Here is a 21,357-nt window from a genome sequence, read left to right as displayed (position 1 = left end):
GGGGGTATCTGCCTGAACGCCTGAACGGCGAGTTAATCGTTGCTTGAGCGTCTGAGTGCCTGACTGCCAGTCCGCTTTAGCGTTTGACCGCAGGAGTTGTGCGACCGCTTAATCGCCGGAGCACCTGACCCATTCGTCGGGCCTTGGCTTGGGCCTTTGCTAAACCTTAGTCGCGCTTCGTCGGCGATTTAGACGACATGGCGGCTACCTTCATCCCCGGCACCGTCTCCGTTCTGGTCTTCGTTCATCGCCGCGTACGCCTCGCGGTTAAACAGCGGATGCTGCGCGGCTTCCGCCGGGGTCAGAACGGGCGAGACGCAGCAGTCCAGCGATTCCAGTAGCAACACCCATTCCTCCAGCGGGCGCTTGGCGATCAGCTCGGCCAACTCCTGTGTCAACGCGGCGGCGTCCGGGCCGCCGATCGCCTGGCCGAGGCTCCAGTGCCGCGTCGCCCATTCGGGCCGGTCCAGCGCCATGCACAGCGTTTCCCAGAACTTCAGTTCGAGCGCGCCGACTGCGAGCCAGCGGTTATCGAGCGTCCGATACAGGTTGTAGCAGGGCACGCCGCCGTTCAGGAGACCGGCGCCGGCAGCCGGCGCGGCACCCTCATTGGCGAGCGCCACTTGCGCGACGACGTTGTGGGCATGCGTGACATGCGTCATCGATACGTCGACGAAGCGGCCTTCACCGCCACGCGCCACATGCCATAACGCGGCGAGAATCTGCGTCACCGCACTCAATGCACCGCCGAGCAGGTCGGCGATCTGGAAATTCGGCAGAATCGGCACGCCGTCGCGGCTCGCCAGTTGATCGAGCACGCCCGCGTAGCCGATGTAGTTCAGGTCGTGACCGGCATGATCGACAAAAGGACCGCTCGCGCCGTAACCGCTGATCGCGCAGTAGACCAGCCTCGGATTGTCCGCATGCAGGGTTTCATAGCCGATGCCGAGGCGCTCCATCACGCCGGGCCTGAAACTCTCGATCAAGACATCCGCTTCGGCCGCGAGTGCGCGCAATACATTGCGCCCCGCGTCCGATTTGAGGTCGAGCCGCGTCTCGCGCTTGCCGCGATTCACCATGCGGTAAAACGCGCCGGGGCGGCCTGCCACGCGATCGCCCGACGACTGCATCATCGTGCGGGTGGGGTCGCCCGCACCGGGTGCTTCGATCTTCAGCACGTCGGCGCCGAGTTCCGCAAGTCGCAAGGCGGCCACCGGACCGGGCAGCAGGCGCGTCAGGTCCAGCACGCGCAGGCCTTGCAGCGGAGCCGGTGTTGCCACGGAGGGCGCCGGTGCCGCTGACGGAGCGGCTGAAGACCCGGATCCAGACTCAGATGAAGACGCAGACGAGCTCACGGGTGACAAGTGCTACCTCCGATCGATGCCGGCGCGGCTCAGGAACAACCTGCCGCTAGCCGATTTGTTCGAGTTCCTCGTGAGTCTCGAGCCATTCGGCTTCGAGCGTTTCGAGGCGCGCGTTCACATCTGCCTGACGGCGGATCGCCTCCGTCAGTTTGCTCTTCTGCTCGGGCTCGTAACTGGCCGGATCGACGACGAACGCATCGAGCGCTGCCTTTTCCGCGTTGAGCGCGTCCATTTCCTTTTCGATCTTCGTGATACGGCTTTGCAGCGGCTTTTTCAGGTGTGCAAGTTTCTGGCGCGTTTCCGCTTCGAGGCGGCGCTGTTCCTTGCGATTGACGCCGCTGTCTATGCCATTCGCGCTATCCGTGCCGTTCGCCGCCGTGCCTGCTTTCAGCGCCGCGCGTTGTTCCGCGGCATGCTGGAGCAGCCAGTCACGGTAGTCGTCGAGATCGCCGTCGAACTCCTGCAGACGATGCTTGGCGACCAGCATGAACACGTCGGTGGTGGCGCGCAACAGATGCCGGTCGTGCGATACCAGAATCAGCGTGCCTTCGAACTGCGCGAGCGCCATGGTCAGCGCGTGACGCGTTTCGAGATCCAGGTGGTTGGTCGGCTCGTCGAGCAGCAGCAGGTTCGGCTTTTGCCAGATGATCAGTGCGAGTGCCAAACGGGCTTTTTCGCCGCCCGAGAAGGGTGCGATTTTCGCGGTCGCCATCTCGCCGGAAAAGTTGAAGCTGCCGAGGAAGTCGCGCAGTTCCTGTTCGCGCGTGTCCGGTGCAAGACGCGCCAGATGCTGCAGCGGGGTGTCGTCCGGGCGCAGCGTTTCGAGCTGATGCTGCGCGAAGTAGCCGATACGCAGCCCCTTGCCTTCGCGCACATGGCCGCCGAGGGCTTCGAGCGTGCCCGCGAGCGTCTTGATCAGCGTCGACTTGCCCTGGCCGTTCGCGCCGAGCAGGCCGATGCGCTGACCGTTCTGGATCGACAGCATCACGTGGTCGACGATTGGAATTTCGCCGTCTTCACCGCGATAGCCGCAGCGCACGTCTTCCATCACCATCATCGGATTCGGCGCGGAATCGGGCGTGCGGAATTCGAACGTGAACGGCGAGGACGCATGCGCCGGCGCGATCATCTCCATCTTTTCGAGCGCTTTCACGCGGCTTTGCGCCTGACGCGCCTTGGTTGCCTGCGCCTTGAAACGGTTGATGTAGCTCTGCAGATGCTCGACCGTGCGCTGTTGCTTCTCATACGCGCTCTGCTGCAACGCAATCTGTTGCGCGCGCAGTATTTCGAACTGCGAGTAGTTACCGCCGTAACGCTTGATCTGCTGATGCTCCAGATGCAGCGTAACGTTGCAAACCGAATCGAGAAATTCGCGGTCGTGCGAGATCACGATCAGCGTGCCCGGGTAACGGTGCAGCCAGTCTTCCAGCCAGACGATTGCGTCGAGATCCAGGTGGTTGGTCGGTTCGTCGAGCAGCAGCAGGTCGGAACGGCACATCAGCGCCTGTGCCAGATTCAGCCGCATGCGCCAGCCGCCCGAGAAGCTGCTGACCGGCTCGCGCGTTTGATCGAGCGTGAAACCGAGGCCGAGCAGCAAAGCCTCGGCGCGGGCGGGCGCGGTGTAGCCGTCGGCGTCGGCGAACGCAGCGTGCGCTTCGCCTTCGGCGGCGCCGTCATGCGCGGCCGAGGCTTCGGCGATGCGCGCTTCGATGGTGCGCAAGGCGGCGTCGCCGTCGAGCGTGTAGGCGAGGGCGGTCTTGTCCGCAGCGGGCGTTTCCTGCGCCACATGGGCGATCTGCCAGGTCGGCGGCATCGAAAAATCGCCGCCGTCCGCATGCAGTTCGCCGAGCAGCACGGCAAACAGTGTCGACTTGCCCGCGCCGTTCGCCCCCACCAGGCCTGCCTTCTCGCCGGGGTTGAGGGTGAACGTGGTGTTTTCAAAGAGCGGCTTGGTGCCGCGCGCGAGGCTGAACTGGTTAAAGCGGATCACGAAGAGGCCGGCTGAAGAAAAACGCTATTTTAGACTGCTGGGGCTGACACCGGGCGGAGAGCCAGGATCGGCCATTCGGCCGACTGTACCGGCGCGGCTTTTGGCATAGACTGACGGCTTTCACGGGGAGAGCATATGACATCGATTTATTCGTTTTCTGCACGTACGCTCGGCGACGAGGAAGTGAGCCTCGAGCGCTATCAAGGCAAGGTCCTGCTGATCGTCAATACGGCAAGCGAATGCGGGTTCACACCGCAGTACGCGGGTTTGCAAAAGGTTTATGACACGTACGCGGCGCGCGGACTCGCGGTGCTCGGTTTTCCGTGCAACCAGTTCGGCAAGCAGGAACCGGGCGACGCCACACAGATCGGCAGTTTCTGCGAAAAGAACTACGGCGTGACCTTCCCGATGTTCGACAAGATCGACGTGAACGGCGCCCACGCGCATCCGCTGTTCCGCTATCTGACGGGCGAGGCGCCGGGGTTGCTGGGGCTCGAAGCGATCAAATGGAACTTCACCAAGTTCCTGATCGGCCGCGACGGCAATGTGGTGAAGCGCTATGCGCCGCTCACCAAGCCTGAAGCGATTACCGAGGACATCGAAAAGCTGCTGTAACGCGCGGCGGAGCCGGAGGATCGGTTCGAGCTGGGTGCTGGAGTGGGAGACCGGACACGAGCCCGCGCTGGAACCCGGGCTGATATTGATGCCAGCACCGGTCCCGGTGGCGAAGCCGCAGGGGAGAGCTACAGGATCGGCGAGAACAACCGCGCCACGTGCATCAGCACGCGCCGCAGCGCGCTCGCCTTGCGGTACTCATCGCGGTCGATTTCCAGCGACTCCGCGAAGTCCTTGAGCAGCATCGCTTCGACTTCCTTGGCGAAGCCGCGGTCCACGGTCAGCACCATGATCTCGAAGTTCAGCCGGAACGAGCGATTGTCGAGATTGGCGCTGCCGATCGCCGCCGCCGCGCTGTCGATGAGCACGACCTTCTGATGCAGGAAACCAGGCTGGTAGCGGAAGATCCTGATGCCCGCGCGCAGCGAGTCGTACGCATACAGTTTGGAGGCGGTGAACACCACGCGGTGATCGCGCCGGCACGGAATCAGAATGCGCACATCCACGCCGCGTAGCACCGCCAGTCGCAGCGCGGCGAACACGGCTTCGTCGGGTATGAGATAAGGCGTGGTGATCCAGATCCGCTCGCGCGCCGCGTTGATCGCCTCGACGAAGAAGAGCGAGCAGGTCTCCTGCTTGTCGGCCGGACCGCTCGGCACAACGAGGCAGTGCATGCCCTCGTCGGCTGGCTGGAAGGCCGGCATGGCGAACTCAGGCAACTGCTGCGTCGCCCAGTGCCAGTCCTCGGTGAACACGAACTGGATGCTGGCGACCGCCGGGCCGCGCACTTCGATATGGGTATCGCGCCACGGCGACAGGGGCGGCTTGCCACCGAGATATTCGACACCGACGTTGTGTCCGCCGACAAACGCGCGCTCACCGTCCACCGAGACGATCTTGCGGTGATTGCGGAAGTTCAACTGCAAGCGGTTGACGAAGCGGCGATTGGTGGCGAACGGGTGCGTCTCCACGCCGCCCGCGCGCAGCGCCGCCACGTAGCGGTGGGGCAGATCGAAACTGCCGATGCTGTCGTACAGGAAGTAGACGCGCACGCCTTGCTGCGCTTTCGCGATCAGCGCGTCTTTGAGCATCTCGCCGAGCGCGTCGTCGCGCACGATGAAGAACTGCACGATCACGTAGTTGCGTGCGCCTTCGATCGCTTCGAAGATCGCCTCGAAGGTGGCGGCTCCGTTCACCAGCGTGCGCACGGAATTGCCCGGCAGGAACGGCATGCCACCCAGGCGCGTCAGCGAATGCACGAGTCTGGTGCCAAGTTCCTGGGTAGGCAGCCCCGCGGAGGAGGCCAGCGTGTCCCATGCGTGAGGATGGGCGCGCGTGCGCAGCAATTCGTTTTCGATGCGGCGCGCGTCTGCGTAACCCTGGAATTTGCTGCGACCGAGGAACAGGTACGGCACCAGCGTCAGATACGGCATGGCGACCAGCGACACGGCCCATGCGATCGCGCCTTGCGATGTGCGGGTGTTCAGAATCGCGTGGCACGCCGCGATCACGCCGAGAATGTGGGCGAGAGCGACCAGCGGGCCGACGTGAAGCAGGTCGAATTGCATAGGCGGGCGAAGGGTTGGCAAAGCGCTGCCGCGGCTGCCTGATGACACCACCGGGCACCGAGGACAGCCGACCGCGCCCATCTTACCGAACGTGCGTGCGTTGGGGGGCGTCAGGGGCCAGCTTCTTCGGGGATTCCGCGAATGCGGGGTGTGCGGATGGACGGGAGACGGGCGGTGCTGGCGTGTGCGGCTATGCGCGGCAACACGCGCGGCAGGCCATGAAAGTCTGGCGCGCGTGTCGCGCGATAAAGCGGCCCGCCTGTCCGGCGGGCCGGCGATCCAGCGTTATACCGGCAGATCCGCGGCCTGAATCAGGAACACGTTGTCGTCACCGGCACTCGTCGACAGCCAGACCAGATCGAGCCCGCCGAATGCTGCTTCGACGTTCGCACGCTCGTTGCCGATCTCGACCACCAGCACGCCGTCTTCGGTCAGCCAGTTGCGCGCTTCGGCAATGATCCGGCGCACGATATCCATGCCGTCCGCGCCGCCTGCCAAAGCCATATCGGGCTCGTGCTTGTACTCGGCGGGCAGTTCCTGCATCGAGGTAGCGTTCACATACGGCGGATTACTGATGATCACGTCGTAGCGACGCTCGGCGAGCGGCGCGTAGAGATCGCCTTCGAACAGGGCAACGCGGTCGTCGAGCTTGTAGTCCGCGACGTTGCGTGTGGCGACTTCCAGAGCGGGTGCGGAGAGATCGACTGCGTCGATATCCGCATTCGGGAAGGCGTGCGCCGCGAGGATCGCGAGGCAACCGGAGCCGGTGCACAGTTCGAGCACGGCGTTGACCTGTTCGGGATCTTCGACGTACGGCTGCAGGCCGTCCTGCAGCAATTCGCCGATGAACGAGCGCGGCACGATCACGCGTTCATCCACGTAAAAGCGGAAGCCGTGCATCCACGCTTCCTGTGTGATGTACGCCGCCGGCACGCGCTGGCCGGCGCGGCGCTCGATCACGTTCAGCACGGCGTCGATTTCAGCCGCGGAGAGGCGGGCATCGAGAAACGGCTCCAGCAGATCGAGCGGCAGATGCAGCGTGTGCAGGATCAGATAAGCGGCTTCGTCGTAGGCGTTGGCTGAGCCGTGGCCGAACGACAGCTCGGCCTGGTTGAAGCGCGACACCGCGAAACGCAGCAGGTCGCGAACGGTGGAAAACGGGAGCGTCATCGCAGAAATTCCTTGGTCAGGCGATCAGTTGTTCGAGCACGCGGCGATACACGTTCTTCAGCGGCTCGATGTGTGCGACTTCGATATGTTCGTCGATCTTGTGAATGCTGGCGTTCAGCGGGCCGAATTCGATCACCTGCTGGCAGATGCGGGCGATGAAGCGGCCATCCGAGGTGCCGCCGGTGGTCGACAGTTCAGTCGTGACACCGGTTTCGTCCTTGATCGCTTGAGCCAGTGCGTTCGACAGATCGCCGCGCGGCGTGAGGAACGGCAGGCCGCTCACGGTCCATTGCAGATCGTATTCGAGACCGTGCTTGTCGAGGATCGCATGGACGCGAGCCTGCAGGCCTTCCACTGTACTGGCCGTCGAGAAACGGAAATTGAACATCACATCCGCATGGCCGGGAATCACGTTGGTCGCGCCGGTGCCGCTATGGATGTTCGAAACCTGCCAGGTGGTGGGCGGGAAGTATTCGTTGCCGTCGTCCCAGCGTTCGGCGACCAGTTCGGCCAATGCGGGCGCGAGCAGATGCACCGGATTTTTCGCCAGATGCGGATAGGCGATATGGCCTTGCACGCCCTTGACGATCAGCTTGCCCGACATTGAACCGCGCCGGCCATTTTTCACCATGTCGCCGAATTGAGCGCTCGACGTCGGTTCGCCGACGATGCAGTAGTCCATGCGCTCGCCGCGCGCCTGCAGCGCTTCGACGACCTTGACGGTGCCGTCGGTCGCGGGGCCTTCTTCGTCGCTCGTGATCAGGAAGGCGATCGAGCCGCGATGCGCAGGGTGCGCCGCGACAAACTCCTCGCTTGCGACCACAAAACCGGCGATCGACGCCTTCATGTCCGCCGCGCCACGGCCATACAGCTTGCCGTCACGATGGGTCGGCTCGAACGGCGCCGAGTGCCATTGTTCGAGCGGGCCGGTCGGCACGACGTCCGTGTGGCCGGCGAACGCGAGCAGCTTGCCACGCGTGCCGTCAACGCCGCGTTTGACGGCCCACAGGTTGGTCACGCCGTTCGATTCGATCGTCTCGTGCTCGAAGCCGAGTGCGGACAGGCGATCGATCAGCAGGCGCTGGCAATGCTGGTCATCGGGCGTGACAGACGCGCGCGAGATCAGTTGTTCGGTAAGGGCGAGGGTGCCGGACATGGATTCAGTACAAGCCACTTTGAAATGAAAAAATGCCGGCTGGCGGTTGGACACCGCAGCCGGCAACAGCTTTTAAGCAACGCGGCGAGGCCGCGTTTGACTTCTTGTTGCGTTCGATCTTCGCGCTCGACCTTGGCTTCCGGTCTCGCGCGTCAGATCAGGCATTCATGCAAACAGCGCCGCATAGTCGTCCGCGGAGAAACCAAGCGACTTCACCTTTCCGTTGACCACCAGCACCGGCCGCTTGATCACCGACGGCTTGTGGATCATCAACGCGATCGCGCCGGACTGCGTGTCCGCCGCCGCTTTCATGTCGTCGGACAGGCCGCGCCAGGTCGTGCCGCGACGGTTCAGCAACGCGTCGAGCTTCACGTCCTTGAGCCAGTCCTGCACCAGCGGCTCGGTCACACCGTGTTTCTTGAAGTCGTGGAATTCGAACTCGACGTCATGCTCTTCCAGCCACACACGGGCCTTCTTCACGGTGTCGCAGTTCGGAATACCGTAGACCACGGTTTTGGTGCCGCGTGCCATCAGTCGCCTCGCAGCAGCTCGTTCAGACCGACCTTCGCACGCGTCTTGGCGTCGACCTTCTTGACGATCACGGCGCAGTACAGGCTGTGCGAACCGTCCTTCGACGGCAGGTTGCCCGCCACCACCACCGAGCCCGCCGGAATGCGGCCGTACGTGACTTCACCGGTTTCGCGGTCATAAATCTTGGTGCTTTGGCCGAGGTACACGCCCATCGAAATCACCGAGTTTTCTTCGACGATCACGCCTTCCACCACTTCCGAACGCGCGCCGATGAAGCAATTGTCTTCGATGATGACCGGGTTCGCCTGCAGCGGCTCCAGCACGCCGCCGATGCCCACGCCACCCGACAGGTGGACGTTCTTGCCGATCTGCGCGCACGAGCCGACAGTCGCCCACGTGTCGACCATCGTGCCTTCGTCCACATAGGCGCCGATGTTGGTGTACGACGGCATCAGCACGACGTTCTTCGCGATGAACGAGCCGCGGCGCGCGATGGCGGGCGGCACCACGCGGAAGCCGCCGGCGGCGAAGTCTTCAGCGGTGTAGTTGGCGAACTTCGACGGCACCTTGTCGTAGAACTGCGAGTAGCCGCCCGCCGCTTGCACCACGTTGTCTTCCAGGCGGAACGACAGCAGCACGGCTTTCTTCAGCCATTGATTGACGACCCAGTCGCCGTCCTTCTTTTCGGCGACGCGCAGTGCGCCCTTATCCAGTTGCTCGATGGCGTGGGCGACGGCTTCGCGCACGTCGGCCGGAGCGGCCTTCGGCGACAGTTCGGCGCGGTTTTCCCAGGCGGTATCAATGATCTGCTGAAGTTGTTGCGACATATGCGTGCTTTTCTGAAGAGTTGAAGTCTGAAGAAGGGAATGCGGTGCGCGGGGTTGCCGAATACGAAAAACTTAGGAAAAACTCAGCCCGCGAGCGCGCGGCAAAAATCGACGATCCGTTGTGCGCCTTGCGTGCATTCGTCGACATCGGCAACGAGCGCCATGCGCACAAAATTGCGGCCGGGGTTCACGCCGTGCGCAGTGCGCGCGAGGAACGAGCCCGGCAGAACCGTCACATTATAGTCGGCGTAGAGACGCTGGGCGAACTCGGTGTCCGACAGGCCCGTGCGCGAGACGTCCGCCCACAGGTAGAACGCGGCGTCCGGCAGGCGGACGTCGAGCACCTCGGCGAGCATCGGCGTCACGGTGGAAAACTTCTGCACGTACTTCGCGCGGTTCTCGCGCGCGTGCGTTTCGTCATTCCAGGCCGCGATGCTGGCATTCTGGAACACCGTCGACAAGGCCGCGCCGTGGTATGTCCGGTATAGCAGGAAGTCTTTCAGGATCGCCGCGTCGCCCGCCACGAAGCCCGAGCGCATGCCCGGCACGTTCGAACGCTTGGACAGGCTCGAGAGCATCACGAGGCGCTCGAAGCCGCGGCCGAGCTTGTGGGCCGCTTCCAGACCGCCCAGCGGCGGATTGGCTTCGTCGAAGAAGATTTCCGAGTAGCACTCGTCCGAGGCGATCACGAAGCCGTAGCGGTCCGACAGGGCGAACAGTTCGCGCCAGTCGTCGAGCGTGAGCACCGCGCCGGTGGGATTGCCCGGCGAGCACACGTACAGGAGTTGCGTGCGCGCCCAGATGTCGGCCGGGACCGCCGAATAGTCGCAGGCGAAGTTGCGCGCGGGGTCGCTATTGACGAAGTACGGCTGCGCGCCGGCCAGAATCGCCGCGCCTTCGTAGATTTGGTAGAACGGGTTCGGACAGAGTACGATCGCAGGCTCGCCGTCAGCATTCAGCTTGGGGTCGATGACCGTTTGTGCGAGCGCGAAAAGCGCCTCGCGCGAACCCGACACCGGCAGCACCTGGGTGGTCGGATCGACCGGCGGCAGGTTGTAGCGCTGCGTCACCCATTTCGCGATCGACTCCCGCAGTGCAGGCGAACCAATGGTGGCCGGATAGGCCGACAAACCGCCGAGCGAGGCAATCACGGCGTCGCGAATCAGCGAGGGCGTGGGATGTTTCGGTTCGCCGATGCCGAAGCTGATGTGCGCGAGGCCGGCCGGCGGCGTGACGTCCTTGAAAAGCGCACGCAGCTTTTCGAACGGATAGGGCTGAAGGGAGTCGAGTAGCGGGTTCACTGGGCGGATCGAGCCTGATCGAAGAGGGGCGCAGAAGAATGCTGGGCACGCATGCTGACCGTAAAACGCATGAAACACGAAAAAAGGGCGGCAGCGGCGGCGAGCAAGTGATTATAGCGTGGCGGCGCGGGCGGGAAATTCATGGCGGCGTTGCCATGTACCAGCCAAAACGCATGCAACAGAGAGAAACCCGACGGTAGTATCGAGGATGACTCAGGGCCGCAACGGCCCGAACGCAAGCTTTGTGGCCCGCAGAAGACATGTGGGGCGCATTGCGGCGGCGCCTGGCGTGTAAGCGCGGCGCAACCCGCCAGGCAGCGCAGGCATTGCGACGCAGCGGGAACGACGCGAACCGCAGACGGTTCGCGCAAAAAAGAAGCAGGAGCAGCAATGGTCGTAGCAGCAACACAGACATTCGGACGATCCGGACGAAGGGGTCGCAAGAACGCCGCCGTCGGCAAACTCAGCAACACCGCCCGCAGGAGCAGCAACCGCCGCGGGAGTCTCGCATCATGACCAACTGGCTCCGCAACGGCTGGCCGACGCTCGCGATCATGCTGGGCGCCTCGGTGTGGGGGATGATCTGGTATCCGCTGCGCATGCTGAATGCACTTGGGGTGACCGGTACGGCCGCGAGCGCGCTCACGAGCGGCGCGGGTTGCCTGTTCGTCCTGCTGGTGCGCTATCGCGCGCTCAGGACCGTGCGCTGGCACTGGCTGCTGCCCGCTTTGGCGCTGGCCGCCGGCGTGACCAATCTCGGCTTCGTGTGGGGCTCGATCCACGGCGAGGTGATGCGCGTCCTGCTGTTGTTCTACCTCACCCCCGCCTGGACCGCGCTCTTTGCGCACTTCATCCTGCACGAACGGCTGACCTGGGCGGGCGCGGGCCTTGCCGCGCTGTCGCTGGCCGGCGCGATGACCATGCTGTGGTCGCCGCACCTGGGCATGCCGGTGCCCGGCAACCTCGCCGAATGGGCAGGACTGGCGGGCGGCATGGGCTTTGCGATGAGCAACGTGCTGATCCTTAAGACCAGCCGCGTGCTGCCCGAGATGAAGCCCGAAATGCGCACCGCGACGATTTTCGGTGGCGCGGCGATTTTCAGCGCCTTCGCGTCGCTGTTCGAGGCGATGCCCGCACCGCCCACCGGCGCGCATCTCGGCACAGCCGCACTGTTAGTGCTCGGCCTCGGTTTTCTGCTGGCGTCGAACAATATGCTCGTGCAGTATGGGCTCGCACGCGTGCCGGCCAATCGGGCCTCGATCATCATGCTGTTCGAGATCGTGGTCACGGCCTTGTCCGCGTGGCTCTTCGCCGGCGAGACGCCGGGCCCACGCGAATGGGCAGGCGGCGCGTGCATCGTGCTGGCGTCGGCACTGTCCAGTTGGGTGCACCGGACCAAGGCATTGCCGCCTGACCCGGCCAATCAGGATGCGGGGCTCGACGTCGATGACGATACAGGCCGTAAGGACGGTAAGAACCGCTCGCGTGCGATGGTATGATTGCCCCTCATTAGCCAGGCGCACGCTTCACCGCGTGCGATTGGCGCCCGTATCGCGTGGGTTCGCGGGCCACTTCGCTGCATCGGCGAATGGCTGGCACGGCCTTCACGAGCCACCTTTTATTTTCCCTTTTCAAACAGCGAAATCGCCGTGCGTCTGACCTCGATCAAACTCGCTGGCTTCAAGTCATTCGTCGATCCCACGCATTTCCAGGTCCCGGGCCAGCTCGTTGGCGTGGTCGGACCGAATGGGTGCGGCAAGTCCAACATCATCGACGCCGTGCGCTGGGTGCTCGGCGAATCGCGCGCTTCCGAGCTGCGCGGCGAGTCGATGCAGGACGTGATCTTCAACGGCTCGACCGCGCGCAAGCCGGGTAGCCGCGCCAGCGTCGAACTCGTGTTCGACAACGCCGACGGCCGTGCCGCCGGGCAGTGGGGGCAGTATGCCGAAATCGCCGTCAAGCGCGTGCTCACGCGCGACGGCACCTCGAGCTACTACATCAACAACCTGCCGGCGCGCCGTCGCGACATTCAGGACATCTTCCTCGGCACCGGCCTCGGGCCGCGTGCGTACGCGATCATCGGGCAGGGCATGATCGCTCGCCTGATTGAGGCGAAACCGGAAGAGCTGCGCGTGTTCCTCGAAGAGGCCGCGGGTGTGTCGAAGTACAAGGAACGCCGCCGCGAAACCGAGAACCGCCTGCACGACACCCGCGAGAATCTGATCCGCGTCGAAGACATCGTCCGCGAACTCAGTGCGAACCTCGAGAAGCTCGAGGCGCAGGCGATCGTCGCGACGAAGTACAAGGATTTGCAGGCCGACGGCGAAGAGAAGCAGCGTCTGTTGTGGCTGCTGCGCAAGAACGAAGCCGGCGGCGAGCAGGAACGCCAGCAACGCGCGATCGAACAGGCGCAGATCGACCTCGAAGCGCAAACCGCGAAGCTGCGTGAAGTCGAAGCGCAACTCGAAACGCTGCGTGTCGCGCATTACTCTGCCAGCGACGCGATGCAGGGTGCACAAGGGGCGTTGTACGAGGCAAATGCCGAAGTCAGCCGCCTCGAGGCTGAGATCAAGTTCATCGTCGAATCGCGCAACCGCGTACAGGCGCAGATCGCTGCCTTGACCGCGCAGCGTGAGCAGTGGCAGTCGCAGGCCCAGAAGGCGCAAGACGATCTCGAAGACGCAGAAGAACAACTGGCCGTCGCCGAAGAAAAGGCCGCGCTGGCCGAAGACGAAGCCGCCGCCAAGCATGATGCGATGCCGGCGCTCGAGGCCCGCTGGCGCGATGCGCAGACCGAACTGAACGCCGAGCGTGGCGGTATCGCGCAGACCGAACAGGCACTCAAGCTCGAAGCGGCGCATCAGCGCAATGCCGATCAGCAACTGCAGCAGTTGCAGCAGCGTCACGAGCGGCTGAAGTCCGAGGCGGGCGGTCTGGATGCCCCGGACGAAGCCCAGCTCGAAGACCTGCGCATGCAGCTCGCCGAGAACGAAGAAATCCTGCATGACGCGCAAACGCGCCTCGCCGACGCTCAGGAAACCCTGCCGCGTCTGGACGGCGAACGCCGTAGCGCGCAGGAACGCGTGCAGTCGGAGAGCGCACAGATTCATCAGCTTGACGCACGCCTTGCCGCGCTCAAGCAATTGCAGGAAAACGTCCAGACCGAAGGCAAGATCCAGCCGTGGCTCGAAAAGCACGAGCTGAACGGCTTGCCGCGTCTGTGGAAGAAGCTGCACGTCGAAGCCGGCTGGGAAGCCGCGCTCGAAGCGATGCTGCGTGAGCGGCTCGCCGCCCTGGAAGTGTCGAACCTCGACTGGGTCAAGGCCTTCGCCACCGATGCGCCGCCCGCCAAGCTCGCGTTCTACGCACCGCCGGCAGCCGGTCAGCCGGCCGCTACGCCGCCGGCTTTGCGCCCGCTGCTGTCGCTGGTTCGTATCGACGATGCGGGCATCCGCGCCGTGCTGAACGACTGGCTCGGCCTCGCCTTCGTCGCTGACGATCTGCAGCAGGCGTTGGCCATGCGCTCGCAATTGCCGGAAGGCGGTTCGTTCGTCGTCAAGGCCGGCCACGTCGTGACGCGTGTCGGCGTCCAGTTGTATGCCGCCGATTCCGAACAGGCCGGCATGCTGGCCCGTCAGCAGGAAATCGAAAACCTGGGCCGTCAGGTGCGTGCGCAAGCCTTGCTCGCCGATGAGGCGAAGGCCGCGGCGATCCGCGCCGAAGCCGCGCACACACAAGCCGCGCAAGCGTTGACCGATGTACGTCAGCAGTCGGAACGCGCAACGCAACGCGTGCACGCCTTGCAGATGGACGTGCTCAAGCTCGCGCAGGCGCATGAGCGCTACACGCAGCGCAGCACGCAGATCCGCGAAGAGCTCGCAGAAATCACCGCGCAGATCGAAGAGCAGCGCGCATTGCGTGGCGAATCGGAAGCGAACTTCGAGCGTCACGACGGCGAACTTGCCGAATTGCAGGCGCGTTTCGAAGATCACCAACTGGCCTTCGAAGCACTCGACGAAGCACTCACCGCCGCGCGCGCGCAATCGCGCGATCTCGATCGGGCCGCCACCGACGCGCGTTTCGCCGCGCGCAACATGGCGAACCGCATCGACGAATTGAAGCGCAGTATCCAGGTCTCGCACGAGCAGAGCGAGCGCGTCGCCGCGTCGCTGGAAGATGCGCGCGCCGAGCTGGAGACGATCAACGAGCAAACCGCCCACACCGGCTTGCAGGACGCACTGGATGTCCGCGCGGTCAAGGAAGAGGCGCTGCACGCTGCGCGCCTCGAGCTGGATGACCTGACGGCCAAGCTGCGTGCCGCCGACGAAACCCGTCTGACTGCCGAGCGTGCGCTGCAACCGCTGCGCGACCGCATCAACGAATTGCAGTTGAAGGAACAGGCCGCACGCCTGAACGGCGAGCAATTTATCGAGCAACTGGCGGCAGCCGGCGTCGATGAAGCCGAGTTGCAGGCCAAGCTCACGCCGGACATGAAGCCGTCCTATCTGCAAGGCGAAGTCACGCGGATCAACAACGCGATCACGGCGCTCGGGCCGGTCAACATGGCCGCGTTGGACGAACTGAAGGCGGCGACCGAGCGCAAAACGTTCCTCGATTCGCAATCGGCCGACCTGAACAACGCGATCGAAACGCTGGAAGACGCGATCCGCAAGATCGACGGCGAAACGCGCACCTTGCTGCAAGGCACTTTCGACGAAGTGAACCGTCATTTCGGCGAGCTGTTCCCGCGTCTGTTTGGCGGTGGCCAGGCCAGGCTGATCATGACCGGCGACGAGATTCTCGACGCCGGCGTGCAGGTGATGGCGCAACCGCCGGGCAAGAAGAATTCGACGATTCACCTGCTGTCAGGCGGCGAGAAAGCATTGACCGCCACCGCACTGGTGTTCGCGATGTTCCAGTTGAATCCCGCGCCATTCTGTCTGCTCGACGAAGTGGACGCGCCGCTCGACGACGCCAACACGGAACGTTTCGCGAACCTTGTGCGCGCGATGTCGGACAAGACGCAGTTCCTGTTCATTTCGCACAACAAGATCGCGATGGAAATGGCGCAGCAACTGATCGGCGTGACCATGCAGGAGCAGGGCGTGTCGCGGATCGTTGCGGTCGACATGGAAACGGCTGCGGGTTTCGCCCAGAATATCGTTTAAGTTTACGTTTGAGTTGACCATCGCGGGCGCCCGCGTTCAGCGCAGCGGCCATCGGCCGCGCGACACGTGGGGCGGGCGCATAGCCGCGCAGACAGAAGAATTGCTGATGGAGTATGCATGGACGAGTTGACACTCGGTTTGATTGGCGCGGGTGCCGTAGTGGTCGGGGGCGTGGTCGTGTACAACGCATGGCAAGGCGCGAAGGTGCGCCGCAAGATGCCGCGTCCAATGCCGGCCGATGCCGCCGAAAGTTTCGCGCGGGACGATCAGGAGGAGCAGAGCCCGTTTATCGAACCGGCCCGGCCGACCACGCGGCGCGAGCCGGTAGTGGGTTCAGACGCGGCGGCGGAAACCGCTGCCGCGCGCGTCGAGCCGACGTTTGGCGCCGCAGCCGCGCCGCTCGATACGCCGGCCGATATCCAGGCCGAGACGACGACACCGAACGGCTATCCGGAAGCCGAGGGCATTGCTGAAGCCGAAAGCGGCCACGCGGCAACAGCCGACGAACCGGTTGAGCCGATCCTGCCCGCTGCCACGACGATTTCGTCGGCGCCGCCGGCAATCGTCGACCGCCGCATCGACTGCATCGTGCCGCTTCGTCTGAACGGCCCGGTGGCTGGCGACAAGGTGATTCCGCTTGCGCAGCGTCTGCGCCGCGCCGGCAGCAAGCCGGTGCATATCGAGGGCAAGCTCGAAGGCGGCGCGTGGGAATTGCTGCAAAATGGCGCGCGTTATGAAGAACTGCGCGCGGCTGCGCAATTGGCCAATCGGAGTGGCGCGCTCAACGAACTGGAATTCTCGGAGTTCGTGACAGGCGTGCAGCAATTTGCCGATGCGCTCGACGCGGCACCGGAATTCCCCGATATGCTCGAAACGGTCGCGATGGCGCGCGAGCTCGACGGTTTCGCCGCGCAGTGCGATGCGCAACTGTCGATCAACGTGCTGTCCGACGGGGCGCCGTGGTCGGCCAACTATGTCCAGGCGATCGCGTCGCAAGACGGCTTGCTGCTCTCGCGCGATGGCACGCGTTTCGTCAAACTCGACACAAAGCAGAGCCCGGTGTTCATGCTGCAATTCGGCGACACCAATTTCCTGCGCGACGACCTGACCTACAAGGGCGGCCAGATGATCACACTGGTGCTCGACGTGCCGGTCGCGGACGAAGACATCCTGCCGTTCCGCCTGATGTGCGATTACGCGAAATCGTTGGCCGAGCGGATTGGCGGACGGGTGGTCGACGACGGGCGCCGTCCGTTGCCGGAAACCGCGCTGCTGGCGATCGAAAAGCAGTTGATGACGCTCTACGCGAAGCTCGAACAGGCGGGTATTCCGGCGGGGTCGCCAGCCACCCGGCGTTTGTTCAGCCAGTAACGGCTCTGTTGTTATGCAGGATTCGACGGCCGCACGATGTGCGGCCGTCGGCGTTTTGGGGCGCAATAACGAACGCACGAAACTGGCCATTCGGCCGATGTAAAGGGGCACGCTTCCTGCGATAATCCAATGTCTGAATTTCACTGAAGAACCTTCCGACAGCATGGCCCGAACCCCCGCCTCAAACCCTGCAACCAGCGCTCCGGCAGAGCGGGCCGCGTGGCTGCGCGCGGAACTCGAACGCGCCAACTACGCGTACTACGTACTCGATCAGCCGGACTTGCCGGACGCGGAGTACGACAAGCTCTTCAAGGAGCTGGAGCGAATCGAGATGGAGCATCCGGACCTGGTGGTTCCCGATTCGCCCACCCAGCGCGTGGGCGGCGAGGCGTCAAGCGGCTTCGAACCGGTCGTGCACGATCAGCCCATGCTGTCGTTGAACAACGGTTTCGCCGATGAAGACATCGTCGCGTTCGATAAGCGCGTCGGCGATGCGCTCGGCAAGAACGCGAGCGAACCGCCAGTGCCGGTCGAATACGCGGCTGAGCTGAAGTTCGACGGCCTCGCCATCTCGCTGCGTTACGTCGACGGTACGTTCGTCCAGGCGTCCACGCGCGGCGACGGCGCCACTGGCGAGAACGTCACCGAAAACGTCCGCACGATCCGTTCCATTCCGCTCAAGCTCAAAGGCAAACGCGTGCCGCACGTGCTCGACGTGCGCGGCGAAGTGCTCATGTTCAAGCGTGATTTTGAACGCCTGAACGAGCGCCAGCGGGCCGCTGAGCAGAAGGAATTCGCCAATCCGCGCAACGCTGCCGCGGGCAGTCTGCGGCAGCTCGACTCGAAGATCACCGCGCAGCGGCCGCTATCGTTCTTCGCTTATGGAATCGGCGTGCTCGAAGGGTTCGAGATGCCCGCCACGCATAGCGAACTGCTCGACTGGTACAAGGAACTTGGTTTGCCGGTGAATGGCGAGCGGGCGGTGGTGCAGGGCGCTGAAGGCTTGCTGGGGTTTTTTCACGCGGTAGGCGAGAAACGCGACACGCTGCCTTACGATATCGACGGCGTCGTCTACAAGGTCAACCGGCGCGATGAGCAGGACGCGCTCGGCTTTGTTTCGCGGGCGCCGCGTTTCGCGTTGGCGCACAAATTCCCGGCGCAGGAAGCGCTGACCAAACTCGTCGCGATCGACGTGCAGGTCGGCCGTACCGGCGCGATCACGCCGGTTGCGCGGCTGGAACCGGTGTTCGTCGGCGGGGCGACGGTTACGAACGCGACGTTGCACAATGAAGACGAAGTGCGCCGCAAAGATATCCGCATCGGCGACACGGTGATCGTGCGGCGCGCCGGCGACGTGATTCCCGAGGTGGTGAGCGCGCTGCTCGACCGCCGCCCGGATGACGCCCGCGAGTTCATCATGCCTGCGCACTGCCCGGTGTGCGGCTCGAGCATTGAGCGGCTGCCGGACGAGGCGATTGCGCGCTGTACGGGTGGCCTGTTCTGCCCGGCGCAGCGCAAGCAGGCGCTGTGGCACTTCGCGCAGCGGCGGGCGCTGGATATCGACGGGCTCGGCGAAAAGATCATCGATCAGCTCGTCGAGCAGAATCTGGTGCGCACGCCGGCCGATCTGTTCAACGTTGGCTTTGCGACACTGGCTGAACTCGACCGCTTTGCAGAGAAGTCCGCGCAGAATCTGCTCGACTCACTCGAAAAAGCCAAGCACACAACGCTGGCGCGCTTTATTTACGCGCTCGGCATCCGGCATGTGGGCGAATCGACGGCGAAAGATCTTGCCAAACATTTCGGCTCGCTGAATCCGATCATGGATGCCTCGGTCGAAGAATTGCTGGAGGTGAACGACGTGGGTCCTGTGGTGGCCGAGTCGCTTCATCAGTTTTTCGCGGAGGAGCACAACCGCACGGTGATTGAGCAACTCCGCGCGCCGGGCAAGGTCACATGGCCGGAAGGCCCGCCCGCGCCGAAGGCGCCGCAAGGCGTGCTGGCCGGCAAGACGGTCGTACTGACCGGCACCTTGCCGACGCTCGCCCGCGAAGAGGCGAAAGAAATGCTCGAAGCGGCCGGCGCAAAAGTGGCTGGCTCGGTGTCGAAGAAAACAGATTACGTGGTGGCGGGGGCCGAAGCAGGCAGCAAGCTGGCGAAAGCCGAGGAACTCGGCATCCCGGTACTCGACGAAGATGGTATGCGCAAGCTCCTGGAGGGGCAGTTATGATCCGCGAAATTCTCAAGATGGGCGACCCGCGTCTTTTGCTCATTGCCGATCCGGTCGATCACTTCGACACACCCGAACTGCATGAGCTCGTCAAAGACATGTTCGAGACCATGCACGACGCCGATGGCGCGGGGCTCGCCGCGCCGCAGATCGGCGTCAATCTGCAGGTGGTGATCTTCGGCTTCGGGCATAACGAACGCTATCCGGATGCGCCGCCAGTGCCGGAGACGGTGCTGATCAACCCGACCATCACGCCGGTCTCGCTGGATATGGAAGAGGGCTGGGAAGGCTGCCTGTCCGTGCCGGGCCTGCGCGGCGCGGTGAGCCGGTTTTCGATGGTCAAGTATCACGGCTTCGATCAATACGGCAAGCCGATCGACCGCGTCGCCGAGGGCTTTCACGCGCGCGTCGTGCAGCATGAGTGCGATCACCTGATCGGCAAGCTGTATCCGATGCGGATCAACGATTTCGCGAAGTTCGGCTTCACGGAAGTTCTGTTTCCGGGTATGGACCCGAATAGCGACGACTGACGCCGTATCCTGGCCCGCGCCGCGTGTGTTGCCAGAAACAAAAAACCCACGTTTTCACGTGGGTTTTTTGTTGGGCGAATGTCGCGGTGCGGCCACCGCGAGTTTCCCGCTGTTTGAGCGTCAAGCTCCCGGCATCAAAACGATTCGTCCGCCGACAGATAGCGCCATTGGCCCGGCGGCAGTGCGCCCAGCATGACCTGGCCCATCCGCACGCGCTTCAGGCCGATCACTTCGAGGCCGACCAGCTCGCACATCCGGCGGATCTGGCGCTTCTTGCCTTCGCGCAGCACGAAACGCAGTTGCTCGCCGTTTTGCCAATTGACCTGGGCGGGTTTCAGCGGCACGTCGTCGAGCGAGAGGCCGTGGCACAAGAGCGCGAGGCTTTCCGGCGGGAAGTGGCTTTCGACGTCGGTGGTGTGCTCGCCGAACGCCACGCGCACCAGATACTCCTTGTCGATCTCCGAATGGCCGCCGATCAGCTGCTTGGCGATGCGGCCGTCCTGCGTCAGCACCAGCAAGCCCGTCGAATCGATGTCCAGGCGCCCGGCCGGCGCGAGCTGGCGCAGATGCGAGACCGAAAAGCGGATGTCAGAACTGTCGCCTTCCCAGCGGTTTTCCGGCGTGACCAGCGTGATCGCCGGTTGGTAGCCGTCTTCCGCCTGGCCCGATACAAGGCCCACGGGCTTGTGGATGAGGACCGTCACCTGGCTCGCTTGTGCGGCTTCGGCGGCCGGATCGATCTCGATGCGCTGGTCCGGACGAACCTTGGTGCCGAGCGTGTCGATCCGCTCGCCGTCGACCAGCACCCAGCCTTTTTCGATCCACTCGTCGGCTTCGCGGCGTGAGCACAGACCGAGTTCCGACATCAGCTTGGACAGGCGCAGGGTGCCCGGCGCGTCTTCGTAATCGCGACGCGGCGTGCGCGGAGCGGCATCGGCGTCGTGTTCTGCTCGGGCTGCCGGGGCCGGGCCGCGCGGCTTGTCGGCGCGGGCGGGGCGGGTGTCATCGCCAAAGCGGCGGCCGGCAGCCGGCAGCGCCTTGTCGAAGCTGCGAGCAGGGCGTTCGCCTCGGTCGCTGCGGTCGCCGGCACGCGCCGGGCGATCACCGAATTCACGCTTGGCCGGTGCGCGTTCGCCGCGATCGTCGCGCGGTGCGCGCGCCGGGCGGTCACCGTAGCCGCTTTTGACGGGCTTCGCGAAAGTGCGCTCGCCACGCTCGGACGAACCACGCTCGCCTTCAAAACGGCGCGGTGCGCTGTCGCTGCGCGGCCCGCGTTCGCCGCTACGGCGTTCCTGCGGGGCGCCACGGTCGCTACCGAAACGGGGGCGATCCGAGGCGTCGCGCGCCGGACGCTCGCCACGCGGTCCGCCTTCCGACGGGCGGCCTGCGCCCGGACGCGGAGTGCTGAACGAACGGCGTTCGCCGTCGTCACGGCGCGGGCCGCGATTGCCTTCGAAACTGCGGGGAGCGCGTTCGCTGCGATCTGCGCTGCCTTCGAAGCGGCGGGGTGCGCCCTGGCTACGTTCGCCGTCAGCG

14 protein-coding genes and 1 pseudogene are annotated in these 21,357 nt (G+C 64.2%); 6 read left to right on the top strand and 9 right to left on the bottom strand.

Features of this window, described 5'->3' with window-relative positions; all coding sequences use genetic code 11:
• Positions 1 to 188 precede the first annotated feature (188 nt).
• Positions 189 to 1,262 (bottom strand): CaiB/BaiF CoA transferase family protein, encoded by a 1,074-nt coding sequence (locus PQQ96_RS00945; protein ID WP_408287629.1) that lies wholly within the window; start codon positions 1,260 to 1,262, stop codon positions 189 to 191.
• A 148-nt stretch (positions 1,263 to 1,410) separates the two neighbouring features.
• Positions 1,411 to 3,354, bottom strand: coding sequence for an ATP-binding cassette domain-containing protein (locus tag PQQ96_RS00940; RefSeq protein ID WP_408287530.1), 1,944 nt, complete (start codon positions 3,352 to 3,354; stop codon positions 1,411 to 1,413).
• Positions 3,355 to 3,489: 135 nt separating this feature from the next.
• On the opposite strand from PQQ96_RS00940, the gene PQQ96_RS00935 reads away from it, so the two are divergent.
• The gene (locus tag PQQ96_RS00935) at positions 3,490 to 3,969 is read left to right on the top strand and encodes a glutathione peroxidase (RefSeq protein WP_408287528.1); all 480 of its coding nucleotides are present in this window, start codon (positions 3,490 to 3,492) and stop codon (positions 3,967 to 3,969) included.
• Between the two features lie 128 nt (positions 3,970 to 4,097).
• Here PQQ96_RS00935 and cls read toward each other — a convergent pair whose 3' ends face one another.
• From cls to dapC, 6 genes are all read right to left on the bottom strand, one after another.
• Positions 4,098 to 5,537 (bottom strand): cardiolipin synthase, encoded by a 1,440-nt coding sequence (gene cls / locus PQQ96_RS00930; protein ID WP_408287527.1) that lies wholly within the window; start codon positions 5,535 to 5,537, stop codon positions 4,098 to 4,100.
• A gap of 285 nt (positions 5,538 to 5,822) precedes the next feature.
• A complete protein-coding gene (gene prmB, locus PQQ96_RS00925) occupies positions 5,823 to 6,707 on the bottom strand; it encodes a 50S ribosomal protein L3 N(5)-glutamine methyltransferase (RefSeq protein WP_408287525.1) in 885 nt (294 codons plus the stop codon).
• 16 nt (positions 6,708 to 6,723) lie between these two features.
• Positions 6,724 to 7,863 (bottom strand): succinyl-diaminopimelate desuccinylase, encoded by a 1,140-nt coding sequence (gene dapE, locus PQQ96_RS00920; RefSeq protein WP_408287522.1) that lies wholly within the window; start codon positions 7,861 to 7,863, stop codon positions 6,724 to 6,726.
• A gap of 165 nt (positions 7,864 to 8,028) precedes the next feature.
• The gene (locus PQQ96_RS00915) at positions 8,029 to 8,394 is read right to left on the bottom strand and encodes an ArsC family reductase (protein ID WP_408287518.1); all 366 of its coding nucleotides are present in this window, start codon (positions 8,392 to 8,394) and stop codon (positions 8,029 to 8,031) included.
• Entirely contained in the window at positions 8,394 to 9,221 is an 828-nt protein-coding gene (gene dapD, locus PQQ96_RS00910; protein ID WP_201073241.1) for a 2,3,4,5-tetrahydropyridine-2,6-dicarboxylate N-succinyltransferase, read from the bottom strand. Before dapD ends, PQQ96_RS00915 begins: the two co-directional genes overlap by 1 nt.
• A gap of 83 nt (positions 9,222 to 9,304) precedes the next feature.
• Complete coding sequence (gene dapC, locus PQQ96_RS00905; protein ID WP_408287515.1) at positions 9,305 to 10,522, bottom strand: succinyldiaminopimelate transaminase; 1,218 nt, start codon at positions 10,520 to 10,522, stop codon at positions 9,305 to 9,307.
• Positions 10,523 to 11,034: 512 nt separating this feature from the next.
• Between dapC and PQQ96_RS00900 the strand changes: the two genes are divergently transcribed.
• The 5 genes from PQQ96_RS00900 (at position 11,035) to def (ending at position 19,821) form a co-directional block, all read left to right on the top strand.
• Complete coding sequence (locus PQQ96_RS00900) at positions 11,035 to 12,021, top strand: DMT family transporter (protein WP_408287512.1); 987 nt, start codon at positions 11,035 to 11,037, stop codon at positions 12,019 to 12,021.
• A gap of 150 nt (positions 12,022 to 12,171) precedes the next feature.
• Positions 12,172 to 15,690, top strand: a complete 3,519-nt coding sequence (smc, locus tag PQQ96_RS00895) for a chromosome segregation protein SMC (RefSeq protein ID WP_408287509.1) — start codon at positions 12,172 to 12,174, stop codon at positions 15,688 to 15,690.
• Positions 15,691 to 15,807: 117 nt separating this feature from the next.
• Positions 15,808 to 17,061, top strand: a complete 1,254-nt coding sequence (locus tag PQQ96_RS00890; RefSeq protein ID WP_408287507.1) for a cell division protein ZipA C-terminal FtsZ-binding domain-containing protein — start codon at positions 15,808 to 15,810, stop codon at positions 17,059 to 17,061.
• Positions 17,062 to 17,224: 163 nt separating this feature from the next.
• Positions 17,225 to 19,291 carry an NAD-dependent DNA ligase LigA gene (gene ligA / locus PQQ96_RS00885; protein ID WP_408287504.1) on the top strand — a complete coding sequence of 689 codons (2,067 nt, stop codon included), beginning with the start codon at positions 17,225 to 17,227 and terminating at the stop codon, positions 19,289 to 19,291.
• Positions 19,288 to 19,821, top strand: coding sequence for a peptide deformylase (gene def, locus PQQ96_RS00880; protein ID WP_408287501.1), 534 nt, complete (start codon positions 19,288 to 19,290; stop codon positions 19,819 to 19,821). Before ligA ends, def begins: the two co-directional genes overlap by 4 nt.
• Positions 19,822 to 19,955: 134 nt before the next feature.
• Here the strand turns inward: def and PQQ96_RS42340 are convergent.
• A pseudogene (locus PQQ96_RS42340) lies at positions 19,956 to 21,185 on the bottom strand (pseudouridine synthase); the annotation flags it as partial.
• Between the last annotated feature and the right edge of the window lie 172 nt (positions 21,186 to 21,357).

This window comes from Paraburkholderia sediminicola, from assembly GCF_046027825.1.
Classification (GTDB): Bacteria; Pseudomonadota; Gammaproteobacteria; order Burkholderiales; family Burkholderiaceae; genus Paraburkholderia; species Paraburkholderia sediminicola_D.
The sequence above is the reverse complement of the archived record's forward strand: the minus strand, read 5'-3'. Positions and strand labels throughout refer to the sequence as shown.

Coding starts and splice junctions, on each gene's coding strand:
- dapD (WP_201073241.1), bottom strand. CDS start 9,221: ATGTCGCAACAACTTCAGCAGATCATTGATACCGCCTGGGAAAACCGC.
- cls (WP_408287527.1), bottom strand. CDS start 5,537: ATGCAATTCGACCTGCTTCACGTCGGCCCGCTGGTCGCTCTCGCCCAC.
- def (WP_408287501.1), top strand. CDS start 19,288: ATGATCCGCGAAATTCTCAAGATGGGCGACCCGCGTCTTTTGCTCATT.
- PQQ96_RS00890 (WP_408287507.1), top strand. CDS start 15,808: ATGGACGAGTTGACACTCGGTTTGATTGGCGCGGGTGCCGTAGTGGTC.
- PQQ96_RS00900 (WP_408287512.1), top strand. CDS start 11,035: ATGACCAACTGGCTCCGCAACGGCTGGCCGACGCTCGCGATCATGCTG.
- ligA (WP_408287504.1), top strand. CDS start 17,225: ATGGCCCGAACCCCCGCCTCAAACCCTGCAACCAGCGCTCCGGCAGAG.
- dapE (WP_408287522.1), bottom strand. CDS start 7,863: ATGTCCGGCACCCTCGCCCTTACCGAACAACTGATCTCGCGCGCGTCT.
- PQQ96_RS00935 (WP_408287528.1), top strand. CDS start 3,490: ATGACATCGATTTATTCGTTTTCTGCACGTACGCTCGGCGACGAGGAA.
- prmB (WP_408287525.1), bottom strand. CDS start 6,707: ATGACGCTCCCGTTTTCCACCGTTCGCGACCTGCTGCGTTTCGCGGTG.
- PQQ96_RS00915 (WP_408287518.1), bottom strand. CDS start 8,394: ATGGCACGCGGCACCAAAACCGTGGTCTACGGTATTCCGAACTGCGAC.